At 60.2% G+C, this 16,074-nt stretch carries 12 protein-coding genes; 5 read left to right on the forward strand and 7 right to left on the reverse strand.

Features of this window, described 5'->3' with window-relative positions; translation table 11 throughout:
- Positions 1 to 26: 26 nt before the first annotated feature.
- The 6 genes from JNN07_08660 to JNN07_08685 all read right to left on the reverse strand — a co-directional run bounded on the left by JNN07_08660 (position 27) and on the right by JNN07_08685 (position 8,339).
- Positions 27 to 1,931 carry an ABC transporter permease gene (locus tag JNN07_08660; protein MBL9167799.1) on the reverse strand — a complete coding sequence of 635 codons (1,905 nt, stop codon included), beginning with the start codon at positions 1,929 to 1,931 and terminating at the stop codon, positions 27 to 29.
- Positions 1,928 to 3,514 (reverse strand): hypothetical protein, encoded by a 1,587-nt coding sequence (locus JNN07_08665; GenBank protein MBL9167800.1) that lies wholly within the window; start codon positions 3,512 to 3,514, stop codon positions 1,928 to 1,930. The genes JNN07_08660 and JNN07_08665 overlap by 4 nt, the downstream gene beginning before the upstream one ends.
- Positions 3,511 to 4,458 (reverse strand): ABC transporter ATP-binding protein, encoded by a 948-nt coding sequence (locus tag JNN07_08670; GenBank protein ID MBL9167801.1) that lies wholly within the window; start codon positions 4,456 to 4,458, stop codon positions 3,511 to 3,513. Before JNN07_08670 ends, JNN07_08665 begins: the two co-directional genes overlap by 4 nt.
- 372 nt (positions 4,459 to 4,830) lie before the next feature.
- Positions 4,831 to 5,250, reverse strand: coding sequence for a response regulator (locus JNN07_08675; protein ID MBL9167802.1), 420 nt, complete (start codon positions 5,248 to 5,250; stop codon positions 4,831 to 4,833).
- Between the two features lie 7 nt (positions 5,251 to 5,257).
- Complete coding sequence (locus JNN07_08680) at positions 5,258 to 7,276, reverse strand: PAS domain S-box protein (protein MBL9167803.1); 2,019 nt, start codon at positions 7,274 to 7,276, stop codon at positions 5,258 to 5,260.
- Between the two features lie 7 nt (positions 7,277 to 7,283).
- Entirely contained in the window at positions 7,284 to 8,339 is a 1,056-nt protein-coding gene (locus JNN07_08685) for an HRDC domain-containing protein (GenBank protein ID MBL9167804.1), read from the reverse strand.
- Positions 8,340 to 8,461: 122 nt separating this feature from the next.
- Here JNN07_08685 and JNN07_08690 point away from each other — a divergent pair, with 122 nt between their 5' ends.
- Both JNN07_08690 and JNN07_08695 read left to right on the forward strand, forming a co-directional pair.
- Positions 8,462 to 9,895: an aldehyde dehydrogenase family protein gene (locus JNN07_08690; GenBank protein ID MBL9167805.1), complete on the forward strand. Its 1,434-nt coding sequence runs from the start codon at positions 8,462 to 8,464 to the stop codon at positions 9,893 to 9,895.
- A 7-nt stretch (positions 9,896 to 9,902) separates the two neighbouring features.
- Positions 9,903 to 11,066, forward strand: coding sequence for an iron-containing alcohol dehydrogenase (locus JNN07_08695; GenBank protein MBL9167806.1), 1,164 nt, complete (start codon positions 9,903 to 9,905; stop codon positions 11,064 to 11,066).
- Positions 11,067 to 11,068: 2 nt separating this feature from the next.
- Here the strand turns inward: JNN07_08695 and JNN07_08700 are convergent, their stop codons facing one another.
- Positions 11,069 to 11,449: a hypothetical protein gene (locus tag JNN07_08700; GenBank protein ID MBL9167807.1), complete on the reverse strand. Its 381-nt coding sequence runs from the start codon at positions 11,447 to 11,449 to the stop codon at positions 11,069 to 11,071.
- A gap of 111 nt (positions 11,450 to 11,560) precedes the next feature.
- On the opposite strand from JNN07_08700, the gene JNN07_08705 reads away from it, so the two are divergent.
- From JNN07_08705 to galK, 3 genes are read left to right on the forward strand one after another with little or no spacing between them, the layout of a single operon-like run.
- Positions 11,561 to 13,351, forward strand: a complete 1,791-nt coding sequence (locus JNN07_08705; protein MBL9167808.1) for a sigma-70 family RNA polymerase sigma factor — start codon at positions 11,561 to 11,563, stop codon at positions 13,349 to 13,351.
- A gap of 52 nt (positions 13,352 to 13,403) precedes the next feature.
- Complete coding sequence (locus tag JNN07_08710; protein ID MBL9167809.1) at positions 13,404 to 14,807, forward strand: M20/M25/M40 family metallo-hydrolase; 1,404 nt, start codon at positions 13,404 to 13,406, stop codon at positions 14,805 to 14,807.
- 16 nt (positions 14,808 to 14,823) lie between these two features.
- Positions 14,824 to 16,014 carry a galactokinase gene (gene galK / locus JNN07_08715; protein MBL9167810.1) on the forward strand — a complete coding sequence of 397 codons (1,191 nt, stop codon included), beginning with the start codon at positions 14,824 to 14,826 and terminating at the stop codon, positions 16,012 to 16,014.
- The last annotated feature ends 60 nt before the right edge of the window (positions 16,015 to 16,074 follow it).

Below are 16,074 nucleotides of genomic sequence, written 5' to 3' on the forward strand. Positions count from 1 at the left end.
ACCGATAGCGAAGCCGCGCTCGTTGACTATCTTTCGACCGGGATCTGACCCCACGGCTCGAAGACTTCGAAACTCGCCCCATCGGGGAGAGTTACCATCCAGCCGGGGGCTACCCAGACCGCTTCGCCGGCGTATCTAGCCCGGTCCAAACGAAACCCTTCGCCATCGGACAAAAGGACCGAATCCACGCCGATGAGGCCTTGGTCCGGATTCACTCGAGCTTCCAAGGAGAGTCGGCCTGGGGAGTTCCCCTCGAAGCTCACCTGGACCCACACCACATCGCCCCGCAAGCTCGCGCGGGCACGCAGTCGTGGCAAGGAAGTCAGGACCGGGGCATTGGAGGACGCGATGATACCCAATCTCTTTGCGAACGCGGCGTTCACCCGCTCTAAATCCTGTCCGGCACGGCCCAGGACCTCACTCCAAAAGGTCCGGGCGTCCTTCGGTGCTGCATGAACCTTGCTCATCGCCCGCGCCACCTCACCGAGCCCACCTTCCCCGTAGCATTCGACCAGGGCCTCGCACCAAACTGCCCCCATCGGATAAACCAGCTTCGCGTCGCGCTCCGCGATTAGCTTGTGATCATCCGCTAACGCCTCGAACTCCATCGGTCGCCAGCGGTGGGCAGCCGCGGCGGCCACGTCCGACTCCTCCCGCGGCCGGGGGGAGGAAGCGAATTTGTTTTCCACGTAAGTGGCCAGCCCCTCGTGAAAGAATCGGGTGAAACGAAACTGTTCACTGGCTCGACCTTGGCTCAGCTCCTCGAGGAGGACATGCGCCGTCTCGTGGATCAGCACAGTTCTGGCCATGGGCGTCCCCAACGAGGCCCGGTCCACATGAATCTTCTTCCAATGCGCGTGGCCCAACACCTCCGGACGGGTCCGGGAACCGAGATCCACCAGGATCAGATCCCGTCGCGGGGGTGCCCCTAGCAATGCTGCGACATCCCCGTAGGCCGCATCCGCGTGCTGAAGCAAGTCCACGGTGCTGGTTCGGTCCGAGTCCCAGAACAAAAACCGGTAGTTCTGGTTGGACAGGCTACGAAACGCCTTTTCGCTCGCTAGAGGGTTTTCCATTTCACCGCTCGAACCGTCGCGTTCCGCCAGCTTCCCCACTCCCCAGATCATAGAGCCGAAGATTGCGATTCCCAGAACCCAGGATGCCAGCCTCAAAAGCTGTGCCCGCGGATGGGAACGGTTTACCCACGCCGCCCAAGTATTCGTGGTCGTCGTTCCCATCCGGTGGAAGCCCCCCAGAGCTACGAGCGCCGCCACGGCCCCAATCCCAATCTGGCTCAGGAGGGGTTCCGCGGGAATTTGCACACCGTTCTGAACCACGCTGAGTGACATCAGGGAGAACGGGCTGAGCCAGGCCATCCAGCGAAACTGATCCAACTCGAGCCACACGAGGAACAACCCCAGGATCCCCACTCCGATCAGAAGCCAACGGCGGAGAAGGGAAAGCCACAAAGCCACTCCCAGGCACAGGAACGATATGCCCTGAGCCAGCAACCACACCTTCAGCAGATCGCCCCAAGGAAACGGAGGACGCGTGGATTCCCAGGACAACCCGAGCGATCCCACCCCCAGCCCCCAATCCATGACGAGCATTGCGGTGAGCACCAGGAAGCCTGCAATCCACTTCGCTGCGAACACCGTCGTCCGGCGAACCGGGAGTCCGTCGAGGAACCCCAGCGTGCCGTTCTCCTCCTCGTTCACCAACAACCCTGCCCCGATCAACAGGCCAAAGAAGCACTGATTGCCCACCAGATTCGTCAGAAATTCGGTGAAAAACTTGTGCAGATCCGGCTGCGGGAGATCGGGGAAGACCGGATCGCTGGGGGCGACCCACACGGACACCGCCGTCAAAAACAGATACAGCCCCAGGAAGGGAACCAACATCCGCAGTTCCTTGGTGAGCAGGCCTCTCATGGCGGCAAGGGACCCGACGGTGGAGCATTCGCCAAGGCCTGCTGCCAGCGCTCGACAAACTCGGGGAAACGGACCCCGGTCGTGGTCCGCATGACCGAGCTAGGCGGGCTCCAGAGATCGCGCAGCCAGGCTCGCCAATCCTTCGGGGTTTCCCGTCCCAGCATGTGCGCCAGGAACCGGCGGAGGCCGTCACCCTGATTTCCTTCTCCCAGGCTCGCCAGTCCGAGGGCGGCCGCGGCGGTGGCGGTGTTGGTCCCCTGATCGCGAACCAAAGTTCGCCAACGCCGGACTCCCGGAACATCCAACCGTTGGGGAGCCAAGGATTGTGCGACACGCTTCGTCTCCGTCCCGAGCTGGAGTGTGCGCACCGCCGGGTCGCGCTCCGACCACAATCGGACGAACCCGTCGAGAACCCAGGCCCGGGATTCCAGCGTCGCCCGGCCGTGGCTCTTGGCAATCAAGCATTGCTCGGTTACCCAGCCGAAGAACCTCCGCTCATCCAGATCGGATGCCAGCAGGTTGACCCGCACCAGACAGCCCTGAGCGGAGTCGAGCTCCCCTCGTTTGAATTCCTGCGGACCGAGGTCGGCCCGGTGGATAACCACGAGGTGCGGGAGCGATTGCGCCTGGAGGTAATCGCCGAGCGCGGCCAACTCCTTTGCCAGCCGTTCCATCAGCTCATGGCCTCGACGAAAATCCCGGGCCTCTTCCAGAGGCGCGGCCGAGGACCATTCGACAACCGCCTTACCCTCCCGAAGCACTTCACTCCCCGGGATGAGCAGCGGCTGTTTGCGTTCCTCCTGAGTCAGGTGGTGGGTGAACAACATGATGACCATGCCCACCACGGCGGTGAGATTGAGTTTTTCACGGAGCTTCATCGGGCGGGCCAAGGCCGCGGCCCGATCCCCGTTTTGCGATGCACCCAGCCAGAGTGCCGCGACGAACAATCCGGCCGCCACGGTCAGGGTGATGCCCAGCGCTGCTGAATCCCACTCCAACCCCTCATATCCAAACCGGATCCCCAGGAGGGACAGCGGAGGTATCGTCTGGAGATCCACCTTGAATCGTTCCCCCAGCGCCCCCGCCACCGCGAGCAGCGCGCCCCAGGCCAGGAATCGATAGCGCCCCAGGAAGGCGGTCAAGTAAGCCGCCGCCCACACAAAGACGGTCCAAATCATCGTCGTGGAGAGCAAGATCCATAAAAAGCGGCTGGTGATCCATTCGCTGTACCGCCCCATCCACACCGAGCCTCCCAAGGCTGCAACCGCGACGGCTTCGAGGAAGGTCGCTCCTAGGACGAACTTCACGCCGAACATCCAGCCACGTGAGAGGGGAAGCCCTTCCACAAAGACCGGGACGCGGTGCTGGAACTCAGACGCGACGAGTAACTGCCCGAGCGTCAGTGCACCCAGACTCAAACCGAATAGCAAAAACGTTCGGACCGCATCGAAGCGACTTCCCGCCATCCCCAACGCGGAATGCCCTGCTGAAAGGCCGATGAAAACCAGCGCCAAGGCTCCCCACAGCAGTGCGAGCGTGAGGGAGTGCTGCCGGAGCTCCTTGCCCAGCAAACAGCGGATCATGCCGCCCCTCTCCGCCCGCTCACACAGGCAATGAAAATATCCTCGAGACTCGGCTGCGTCGGATGGAGGGAGCAACCGTCCGGCAGGCTGTCCCAGTCTGTCAGCAATGCCCGCACCATCAACACTCGCTGCCCTTCCACGCTCTCCTCCTTCCACACGGCAAAAGTGGGTGGCAGCTCAGCCGAGGAGCCAACCTTTACGGCGATCCGCCTGACTTCACGACGCAACACCCCGAGCGGGCCCTCCCAGCGCATCCGCCCCGCTTGGATGATCCCAATCCGATCAGCACATCGCTCCACCTCATCGATCAGGTGGGAGGAGAAGAACGTGGTCCTTCGATGAGTGCGAGCCTCCGTGACAATCGTATCCATGAATTCCCGACGCGCCAATGGATCCAATCCGGCTGTGGGCTCATCCAGTACGAGCAGATCCGGACGCGGTGCCAGGGCCAAGGCCAACGCCAGCTTGGCCTTCATCCCTCCCGAAAGCTGTTCCGCCCGGCGATCGCGCGGAAGTTCGAAGAGATCGAGGAGGCGTTCGAACTCCGTGCTGTCCCACGAGGGATACAGTCCGCCGACAAACCGCCCCAAGTAGCGGCAGGTCATCCAGGGGTAAAACGCGGGTTCTTGTGAAACATATCCAATCCGTTGCTTCTGTTCGAGAGAGGTTCGCTGCGTCGCCTCACCGAACAGCCGCAGTGAACCGGCATCGAGCTTCAGGATGCCCATTAGGAGACGGATGGTGGTCGTCTTGCCCGCTCCGTTCGTCCCCAGGAACCCATAGATCTCTCCCGGATACACCGTCAGATTCGTGCCGTCCACCGCCATCGTGCCGCCAAAAGCTTTCCTCAAACCGACTGCCTCGAGAATCGGCTGCGCCGAAACATCCGACTCGGTGCTGTCTCTTCCGACTGTGTCAACCTGGCTGGCCGAAGTGCTCTTCATAGAATGAGGCGGTGGCTCGCCGAGCCTAGGGTTAGACCGAATGGGAAGAAAGCCCAAGTTTGGGGAAGAAGCAGTCAGCGTCCTCTTCGTCTAAAGTGCCCGGAGCTGGGTGGTTCACTTCAATCAGTGCCACCGGCTCTCATGGAGGGACGGGATCAAAGGATCCGGTTGCCAACTGGCGGAGAATCCGGCGGGACATCCTGGCTCTTCGCGGAGAGCGCCCCGACTTCTGAGGTTTCATTCAGAGTCTTCAAAAGTAGAGCTGCCTCGTCCGAACTAAACAACGTGTGCGCGGAGGTCGCTTTCTCATCCGTCTTGATCGAGTTCATCCTAAAACACTCATCATTTGCTCAAGGTATTCTTTCGCGAATCCTAAGCTGGTAAGACTGAAGCTTGCTCGTCGGTCGGCGGCGGATCTTTGGGCAGCTGTTCATCAATAACCTGGATGAGTTGCTCAGCGCTGATCGGTTTTCCCAGAAAAATCTCGCCTCCGCTATTGAGCCCGCCTTTGCCAGCCTCCTGCGCCGAGACAGTCGCGGTCAGGAACACGATCGGCACACCTTTAAGCTGTCGATTGCGTTTTATTTGTGCGGCAACATCCCCTCCATCCATGCTGGGCATGAGCACGTCCAGCAGGATCAGGTCGGGTTGAAAGTCCCGGGCCGTCGTGAGCGCCTGGGGAGCTGAGTTCTCCTCGCGAACCTCGAAGCGGCCGGTCTTTTCCAGATTCAGACGGACCATCCGCGTGAAAGAGGTTTCGTCGTCGATCACCAGGATACGTTTCTTTTCCATAAAGCCATTAGACCTTTAACCAGATCGATGCCAGAACTCCACCACTTTTCCGATTTCTTATCTCCAAGGTCCCGCCGTGCATCTCCACCAGCTTTCGGGTGACGCTCAAACCGAGCCCGGTACCCTTGCCCGGTTCCTTCGTGGTGAAGAAGGGATCGAAAATCTGTGAGATTTTGTCAGCCGGAATGCCTGGCCCGTTGTCGCGGACTTCGAGTACCACGACTTTGTCCCCAGCGTGAAAGGCGTGGGCCACCCGGGCGTCACGGACCGTGGAAATATCCTCCGCCTCGAGGGTCTTAAGCCGCGTGCGCACGCTGACGGTGCCTCCCTCCTGGGACAGGGCTTGGATGGAGTTGGTCATGAGATTGAGCAGGATCTGCTTGATCTTGTCAGGATCGATCCAGATGGGCGGCAGATCGGGCGCGATCTCCCGGACCAGTTTGACCTTGGACTTCTTCGCGGCGAATCGAACCATGCTGACGGTTTGCTCGACCACGGCATTGAGGTCATGCGGCTTGGTGTTCAGCTCTCGGGGTCGCGCAAAGTCTAGGAGTCCCAGGATGATGCCATCGGCCCGCTGGATCGCTTCGCGCATGTCGCGCAACGTGAGCTGGCCTTCGGCGTTCGTGTCGGAAATTTCCTGAGCCAGGTGGTCGAGGCCCATGCGGATGATGGCGAGCGGGTTCTTGACCTCATGGGCTACCCCGGCTGCCAGTCGGCCGATGGATTGCAGCTTCTCTGCCTGGATCAACTGGCCTTGGGCATCCTTGAGCTGCCGATGGGAGGCCTGCAGCTCAGTCAAGGCGCGCATCAACTCCTCGCGATTTCGGCCGAGTTCAACGTTTGCCTTCTCGAGCTTTTCCTGCGCTTCGTGGGTCTCGGTGATATCCCGGGTGATGCAAACCAAGCCGCTGAGCTGGCCTGTCTCGTCGCGCAAAGGAATCTTGGTCGAGCAGTGCCAACGGGCGTTTCCGGACCGATCCACGGCCCGCTCCACATGGTTGATCATGGGGCGTCCGGTGCGGACGATCGTCTGGTCGTCAGCGTCGTACTTGCTGGCTAGGTTGGCGGGAAAAAAGTCGGTGACCTTCTTTCCGATGACCTCCTCCATGCGGCTGACTCCCAGCAAGCGACGATGGGCTTCATTGTCTAGCGTATACCGGCAGTCCACATCTTTTGCGTAGATGTAGTCGGGCAGATTGTCGATGAGGCTGCGCAGGAGGTTCCGCTCGGTGCTCAGCGCCTGCTCGGCGATTTTGAGCGCGGTGATGTCCCGGGATATGCCAAAGGTTCCGAGCAACCGGCCGGTTTTGTCGCTCAGCGGCAGCTTTGAGGTGATGACCCAGTTGGTGGTGCCATCCGGCAAGGCCTCGCATTCCACCTTGTCGAGCATGGGTTGGCCGGTCCGCATAATCTCCTGCTCATCGACACGGGCCAGCTCCGCGTGACCCTGGGCAAAGAAATCGGAATCGGACTTCCCGACCATCTCGCGTGGATGTGTCAGCCCAAATCGCTTCGCCAAGGATCGATTGGTTTTCAGGAAGTGGCTGTGAAGGTCTTTGATGAAGATCCGATCGGGGACATTGTCGATAATGGTGTAAAGCAGGTCGCGCTCGTGAGCAAGGGCGTCTTCGATGTGCTTTCGCTCGAGCGAGTAACGAATCGATCGCCCCAGCAGCCTGCCATCCAGACCCGTTTTCGGCAGATAATCCTGCGCCCCTTCGTGGACCGTCAGGGCGGCAAGATCCTCATCCTCGACCCCACTCATCACTATGATGGGCACCTCGGGGGCCTGCTGATTGACTTGTCGAAAGGTGGCGAGCCCCTGGCTGTCAGGCAGGCTGAGGTCGAGCAGCACTAAATCCGGGTTGTGGTCCTTGAGCCGGGCTAAGGCCGTCGCTAAGGAGGTGACATGGGTCACCGTGAAGTGGTGGTGCAGGTTTTCCGCCAGATAAGCTCGGACCAATGAGGCATCACCGGGGTTATCCTCGACCAGCAGCAGCTTCAACTCAGGGTTGCTGGGCATGTCGGGATCAGCCCCGGAGGAGCTCGCGCTGCCAGCTCATCAGTTCGGCCGAAGCCTGGTCCCAATCCTGGGCTAGAGCCGCGAGTGTGGCCCGGCTGGCGATGACGGTCGGATCCATGGCGAGCTCCGTCGCACGCTGGTTGCGACGTTTCTCCAATTCGGCGAACCGACGTTTGCTCGCCTCGGTGGGAGGGGTGGCACGAACGCGGATCACGCTGGGCAACGGATGAGCCTTACGCCCTTGTTGGACCGCGTCCAGAATGCCTCGCCGACGGCGCGGGGTCAGATGTTTGGGGAGGAAACCCTCCAAGGATTTAGTGGCGTCGAGGCTGCTGGCCGCTAGCGCGATGACAATCTCAGAGGAGAGAATAAAATACGGCGGGCGATTGGCGGCTACCGCCTCGCGCTCTCGCCACGTCCAGAGTTCTTTGAGGACGGCCAGAGCGCGCGGGGGGAGGTGTCGACTTCCCTTGATGCGCCAGATGAGGTCCGGGTCGGGAGGGGGGACATGGCTGTTGTCCGCTATCAATCGCTGGCACATCTCCTCGTGCCAACTCAGACGTCCTTTGGCTTTGAGTTCATCGCGAATCAGGTTGGAGAGGGGCCAGAGATGGGCGATGTCGTTCAGGGCGTAGGCCTCCATGCGCGGAGTGAGCGGTCGCCGAGCCCAGTTGGCCTTCTGTGGACCTTTCTCCAGGGTGATGCCCAAGAAACTGGATAGCAAGTGAGTCAATCCGAACTCGCGAATTCCCAGCAGCCGAGCCGCCAACATGGTGTCGAACACGGCCGTAGGGACGAAGTCCAAGTCCTTGCGCAGCATTCGCATGTCGTAGTCGCCCCCATGGAGTATCAGGGTGTGCGGCTTTAGTGCAGCCAGCAAAGGCTTTAGATCCAGCCCCGCCAATGGGTCGACTAATCGGTTGCCGCCCGGCACACCGATCTGCAGCAGGCAAAGCTTCTCCGGATAGGCGTGCAGACTGTCCGCCTCCGTATCAATCGCCAACCAAGATGCGTTCTCCAAGGACGGCAACCACTCCGCCAGCTTGGCCTCGCTGTTAATCACGGGGGTGAGCTTAGGGGCAACACGGCCCCGGGTGAAGGGCGAAGCCAAAAAAATCGAAAATCAATATTCAGGCTAGCCAGACTTCCAGAACTGCCTATAGTCCGTATACGTATTGTTTTGCCATGAGCACTGTACCGCACATTCCGGTTCTTCGATTGGGTCGGGTTTATGAAAGTTTGGATAAGATCACCGTCCAGGATCATCGGACGGGGGAGGCCCGAGCCGAAGTTTCCACTGTCAATGCCGGCATTATCCGCAAGGATTTGCAAAAAATCGGTTCAGCGCGGGCCGCGCTGCGGCGATTTACGACGTCTCAGCTGATCGAGTTGAGCGCCAAGGCCGGGGGGTTATTCCTCAATGGAACACTGCCGTTGGGCGACAAGGGCCATCAGCAGTCACCCCAGGATTATGTGGAGACTCTCAGTGCTACCAGCGGGTTGCCGTATGCGATGGTGCGTCGCAACATGGCCAAAATTCACCACGCGCTTCTGGAGATGAAGACCGTCCTTAACGGTCTTACTCGCGGTTTGGATCTGAGCATTATCGACACCGGCTACGGCGTGGTCAGTGGCTCGCCCTGCAGCTACTATCCGACGACTCAAGCGCTTGGGCTGGTCATGCCCAGCAACTCTCCGGCCGTTAACTCTCTTTGGCTTCCGGCGATCGCTCTCAAAACCCCGGTGGTAATCAAGCCAGGAAAGGAGGAGCCTTGGACCCCTTATCGTCTCATTCAGGCCTTCATTGCAGCTGGTGTTCCCGCGGAGGCTTTCGGTTTCTATGCGACCGACCATGAAGGGGCGGGCGAGATCCTCAAGTCTTGTGGACGTGCCCTCATCTTTGGGGACAAGAACACCACCCAACAATATGCTAATAATCCGGCCATCCAGATCCATGGGCCAGGGTTTAGCAAGATTTTGATCGGTGAGGACCAGATCGAGAACTGGCCGGAGTATATCGATCTGATGGCTGGCAGCATCTCCGATAATGGTGGCCGTTCTTGCATCAACGCCAGTGCTGTCGTGGTCCCCAAGTATGCGGCGGAAATTGCCGATGCTCTGGCGCGCAAGCTGGGCCCCATCGAGCCGCTGCCTAACGACAACGAGGCTGCGAAGCTCTCGGGCTTTGCCAATCCCAAGATGGCTGATTACATCAATAACGCCATCGAGGCCGATTTGAAGATTGCCGGAGCTGAGGATGTGACGGCCACTTATCGACAGGGGCCCCGCCAGGTCGTTTTCCAGGGTGGGACCTATCTGCGGCCGACGATTGTCCGCTGCGATTCTTTCACGCATCCTCTGGCCAACCGGGAATTCCTGTGTCCTTACGCCAGCGTGGTTCAAGTGCCACAGCGGGAAATGCTGAAGCAGATCGGACCCAGCTTGGTGGTGACGGCCATTACCAAAGACCCCGCGTTTACGCAGGAGTTACTCGATTCCCCACTCATCGAACGTTTGAATCTCGGACCTATTTCGACAATGAAGATCTCCTGGGATCAGCCACACGAAGGCAACATGTTCGAGTTTCTTTACAAGCGACGGTCGATCGAGCGAGCGTAGTGGCTGCATGACGTCCATTCCCCCAGGCCTCACCGAGCTGCCGGCGTTCGAGTACGCGCCCCGCACGCGTTTGGTTTTTGGTGCTGGCAGTGTGGTCCGAGTGGGGGAGTTTGCTCGGGAGAGCGGCGGCAACAGAGTTCTTCTGGTCACCGACCCTGGTCTGGTCAAGGTGGGGCACGCTGGGCGCATTCGGGAGTTGCTCGTTCAGGCGGGTATGTCGGTGACGACGTTCGATCGAGTTCGTGAGAATCCTACCACCCGGGACGTCGACGACTGCCTCCAGATAGCGCGGGAGCACCGGGTTGACTTAATAGTGGGCTTGGGTGGAGGAAGCTCCATGGATACCGCCAAGGGCTGCAATTTCCTGCTCACCAATGGGGGGCAGATGAAGGATTATTGGGGTGTTGGCAAGGCTACCCGGCCGATGCTGCCCCTGATTGCCATACCTACCACAGCTGGAACGGGGAGCGAGTGCCAGTCTGCGGCCTTGATTGCCGATGAGGCCACTCACCAAAAGATGGCCTGCCTGGATCCTAAAGCAGCCGCCCGGGTGGCTGTGTTGGATCCGGAATTGACCCTCTCGCAGCCGCCCCGAGTGACTGCTTGCACCGGACTGGATGCTCTGGCTCATGCCGTGGAATCCGCGGTCACCACCCGACGCAATCCGCTCTCGCAGGCCTATTCCCGCGAAGCCTTTCGGCTCTGCGCCGGCGCATTCGACGCCGTATTGCAGGGGCCGACCGATGTGGCGTCTCGGGGACGCATGCTTCTCGGCGCGGCGCTGGCGGGGACCGCCATTGAGAACTCCATGTTGGGGGCTGCGCACGCGGCAGCCAACCCGCTCACCGCTCACTTCAACATCGTACACGGGCAGGCGGTGGGAATGCTGCTGCCCGCGGTGGTTCGCCTCAACGGCGCCGATCCGGTGCCGGCAGCTCTTTACCGGGAGCTTGCCCGGAGCATCGGTCTGTCCTCCGTGGGTGATCTGGCGGACTTTCTCAGCCAAGCGCTCCGCACGGCGGGAGTGCCCGAGTCATTAGCTCAATGTGGTCTCCAAGAGAAGGATCTGGGAGGGCTGGCGGAAGAAGCAGCACGTCAATGGACAGCTCGCTTCAACCCCGTTCCAGTGGACGCCACCAGTTTCGCCGAGCTTTACCGGGCGATTCTCTAATTTCACTTCTCCACGATCTTCAACTCGTAACCGGGGGACAGCTTGCTGTCACGCCCTGGCTGGCCGAAGCGGCTGTAGTCGTAGTCGAATTTGAAATGGTAGCTAACGAGGTCTTTTCCTTTGGCAACCGGGATGGTGCCTTCCCACCGGTTCTCCGTCTTGAGAGTGCGGCGCATCGGGTAGGAGTCCAGTCCGATCACCACGGTGGGAGTGATGGTGTGATGTTGGAGGGACTGCTGTTTCGTGGTGAGTTCCACCTCAACGGTGTAGACGCCCGTCTCATTGCGAACATACTGGGACGGGGTGAGATTGGTGATGGTGGTGTTGGCGCAACCCGAAACCAGGATCCCTATCAGTGCAACCGCCAGGAAATTTCGCATCATAAGTATGTCAGGGGGCGAGCGTGCCGCGAGTGACCAGGGTTGGCAAGGTGGATTTAAGCCGAGAAATGATGTCGGATTTGGCATCGAGCGGGCATTATTTAGCAGAAGAACATGACCGAACTCGGCGACATGGCGCTCTTGCGGGCTTATTGCGACTCCCAATCGGAGGAGGCGTTCGCAGTTCTTGTGCGCCGGCACATCAACCTGGTGTACTCTGCCGCGCTCCGGCGGGTTCGCGATCCTCACTTGGCCGAGGAGGTGGTCCAGACGGTCTTTATCATCTTGGCCAGAAAGGCTTCGGTCCTTAAGGCGGGTACCATCCTGACAGGCTGGCTCTACCGCACCACCCAGTTCGCGGCCACGGCGGCACTCCGGACTCAACAACGTCGACAGCTTCGGGAACAGCATTCTATGGATCCGACTCCCGCTCCCGAACCTGTCTGGGCCGAAATCGAGCCGCATATCGAGGGGGCGCTTTCCCGCCTGAGTGAGCCAGATCGTTGCGCGCTTTTGCTGCACTATTTTGAAGGTAAGAACCATCGGGAGGTGGGGGCCGCGCTAGGTACTACGGAGGACGGGGCGCAAAAACGGGTTTCGCGCGCGCTCGAGAAGCTTCGCCGATTGCTGGGCAAGTGGAGTCGGCTGGCCTCGATTACAACGCTGGGACACCTTCTGGCGGACCATGCGGTTCAGGCTGCTCCGGCTTCGCTGAGTGCGACCGTCACAGCTGTTGCCATGAGCACCGCCGCCCCGGCCGTTGGGATTTCTTTAACCACACTCACCACTCTGAAACTTATGGCTTGGACTAAAACGAAAACCACTTTGTTCGCGGTCGCTGCTGCCGTTCTCTTCCTCGGGGTTGGAACTGTCGGAGTGATGCGTCTGATTTCCGGAGCGACGCCGGCCTCAAATTTCGCGGGGTCCTGGGAGGGAACTCTCGAAGCGGGGGAGGCTACCCTCCGCATTGTCGCGAAGCTTAGCCGGGCCCCAGATGGCACCTACTCGGCCCTCCTCGACAGTATCGATCAGGGGGTCAAAGACATTCCCGTCACGCAGGTGAAGGTGAAGGGAAACAGCGCCCGCATCGAACTCGCCCCATTGAACGCGGTCTTCGAGGGACGAATGAGCGGGGATGAGAAGCAGTGGTCTGGCACGTGGACGCAACTCGGCCGGGCGCGCGAATTCTCCCTCATGCGAACGGATCAGCCTACTGCGATTTCCACGCCGATACCCGACTCGGTGCTCCGTACCCAGCCGGGATCAGGATTACAGGGCTATTGGAAAGGTGTGCTGTCCGCCGGCCCGACCCAGCTGCGTGTGGCTTTCAAGATCATGGATGCCGGAGCCGGCAAGTGGGTCGCCTCCCTCGATAGCTTGGATCAAGGCGCACGAAACCTCCCGGTTACCGGAGTGACTTTTCACAAGCCGGTGGTGGAGCTGGAGGTTCCGGGGGTGGGCGGGTTCTACGAGGGAAAAATGAATCCAGCAGGCACAGCGATTGACGGGGAGTGGACTCAGGGTGGCAAGAGCATGCCTTTGGTCTTAGCCCGGGGTGAGCCGGATGCCGATCCAATAGCGGTTGGCTCGTTGGTGGCCGATAAGGACACCGATCCGCAAGGCGAGTGGAAGGGGATGTTGGATATCAAGGGGACGAAACTGCGAATTGACCTGAGAATCGCCAAGCTCCCGGAAGGCGGCTTTTCAGCTGCCTTGGATAGTCCGGATCAAGGAGCGAAGGGCATCCCTGCCAATCGAGTGCGTCACAATCCGCCGCAGGTTCAGGTCGAGTGGGCTGCCATCGGTGCCTCTTACCAGGGGAAGTTGGAGGGATCGAAACTCAACGGCCACTGGCAGCAGGGTCCGATGCGCCTACCTTTGGACTTCACTCGCCAAAAGCCCTGAGCCCTGCTCGGAGATTGCCATTCGCAGATGACGGTGGTGAACTTCTCACCACATGACGAATCGTATCTTTCGCGTGGTCCTGGGAGTGGTGGTTCTCCTTATGGGTCGCGAGATCGTCCCTGCCGCGGAGCATCCCTCGGAAGCGCCCGCGGACATCGTTGTAACCTTGCAGCCGCACCAGATTGTAGCCGCCCGGATCCTGACTGCGGCGCAGGAAGGGGATCAGGCGCATCGCCGACTAGCCGAGCTGTGCGACACTTTTGGTCCGCGCATCACCGGCTCTACGAATCTGGAATCGGCGATCGATTGGATACTGAACCAGCTTCGGCTCGATGGATTCAGCCGCGTCCGTGGAGAACCTGTGACGGTTCCGAACTGGGTGCGGGGTGCGGAATCCCTGGAACTTCGGCTGCCCCGACGACAATCGTTGAGGATCCTGGGCGTCGGAGGGACGTCGCCAACGCCGGAGGCGGGTATCGAAGCGGAAGTGCTGGTGGTTACCGACTTCGCGGAACTCAAGCGACGCTCAGCGGAGGCCGTTGGAAGGATCGTCTTGTTCGATCTCCCGTTCACCGATTACGGATCCACCGTGGCGATTCGTACGCGGGGAGCGATGGAAGCTGCCCAGGCGGGGGCCGTCGCCAGCTTGATTCGTTCCGTGGGTCCATTCTCCATGCAGACACCGCATACCGGCATCATGCAGAAGACGGTGGGGGAACGTTCCATCCCTCACGCCGCGATCACCCTGGAGGATGCGGCCATGTTCCGACGGATGCAGGACCGCGGCCAACGGATCGTTGTTCACCTCAAACTCGCCTCGGCGACCCTCCCTGACGCCATTTCCCGCAACGTCGTGGCCGAGTATCTCGGCCGGGAGTTTCCTGACGAAGTTGTGGTGGTAGGCGGGCACATCGACTCGTGGGACGTGGGGCAGGGTGCAGTGGATGATGGAGGTGGTTGCATCGCTGCGTGGGAGGCGATTCGATTGGTGAAGCGGTTGGGACTACAGCCCCGTCGGACTCTGCGGCTCGTGTTGTGGACAGGCGAAGAGAACGGGCTGTGGGGCGCGAAGGCCTATCGCAAAGCCCATGAACGGGAGCTGGCGAACCACGTTCTGGCGATTGAGTCCGACCGAGGCGTGTTCGCGCCGGAGGGTTTCGCTTTTACCGGCAGTGGAAAGGCTTTACCCTGGATTCAGGAGATAGCCAAACCGCTTCGAACCCTACGTGCCGAACGAATCACGCTGGGCAATGGCGGAATGGATGTCATGGAGCTGATTCAGGGCGGAGTGCCGGTAATGGACCTGGTGGTCGATCGCACACGCTACTTTTGGTATCATCACAGCGAGGCGGATACCGTGGATAAAGTGGATCCCAGAGAACTGAATCTTTGTATCGGTACTTTGGCGGTGATGGCCCACGGAGTGGCTGATATGCCGTTACGCCTGCCTAGATGATTCACCTGAGCTAAACATGGAACCTCCCACCGACGTTTCAGCCCTGTCGACCGAAGCGAGCCGGCGGTTCGCGGCGAGATTTGGTCGTGAACCTCGCTACGTGGTAGCCGCTCCTGGTCGGGTCAACGTTATTGGGGAGCATACTGACTATAATGACGGGTTCGTGTTGCCCATGGCGATTGAGCGATACACGGTGATCGCGGCCGATCCCGTCTCGACTACGAAGATTCGAATGGGCAGCAGCCAGGCGGAAGAAGAGCTGGCGCTGGACTTCGCCGCCACAGTTCAGCCGGCCGAGCCTCGATGGGGGAACTACGTGCGCGGCGTTCTCGCTGGTTTTCAAAAGCTGCAGCAACCTGTTCCAGGTTTCGATGCTTGGATCGTGTCCAATGTGCCACTGGGAGGTGGGCTTTCCAGCAGTGCATCTCTGGAGGTGGCGATGGCCACCCTGTTGGAAACCTTAGGCGGAAGCCCGCTCGAACCGGTGACGAAGGCTTTGATATGCCAGCAGGCGGAGCACGAGTTCGCCGGCGTTCCTTGTGGGATCATGGATCAGTTTGTCTCGGTGATGGCTCAAGCAAATCACTTGCTGCTGCTCGATTGTCGATCCCGTGCCACGGAGCTCATCCCGCTCGTGGATCCGCAGGTTTCGGTTCTCATTATCAACTCGAACGTGAAACACGAACTCACCGGGGGTGAATATGCCGAACGACGGTCTCAGTGTGAGGAAGCGGCCAGGATCTTTGGCGTGCGCTCGTTGCGGGACGCGAATCGATCTCATCTGGAGTCGGCCTCCCCATGCCTGACGCCCTTGGTCCGCCGCCGGGCGCGGCATGTGATTTCTGAGATTGAGCGGACGATTCAGGCGGCTCGGGAAGTCCGCTCCGGCGATTGGACTGAGGTTGGCCGGCTGATGTATGAGAGCCATACGTCGTTGCGACAGGATTTTGAAGTGAGCTGTGAGGAGTTGGACCTGTTAGTCGATTTGGCCGCTGAGATTGGCACCGCGGGTGGCGTCTTCGGTAGTCGCATGACGGGGGGTGGTTTTGGAGGCTGCACGGTGAGTCTCGTTGCGGCGGGCGCGGTTGAGAGCATTCAGCGTCAGATCCACGACGCCTATCGTACTCGTACGGGAATTGAGGCCTCGAGCTTCGTCTCCCGGCCGGCGGCAGGTGCTCGGATTCTGTGCAACTCAGCTAGGCGCTAGGGTACCCCTTTGTGGGGGCTTGCGGCGAAGCCTCTTCTTCGGAAATACTGGTCTTTACTC

Source organism: Verrucomicrobiales bacterium (genome assembly GCA_016793885.1).
Classification (GTDB): Bacteria; Verrucomicrobiota; Verrucomicrobiia; order Limisphaerales; family UBA11320; genus UBA11320.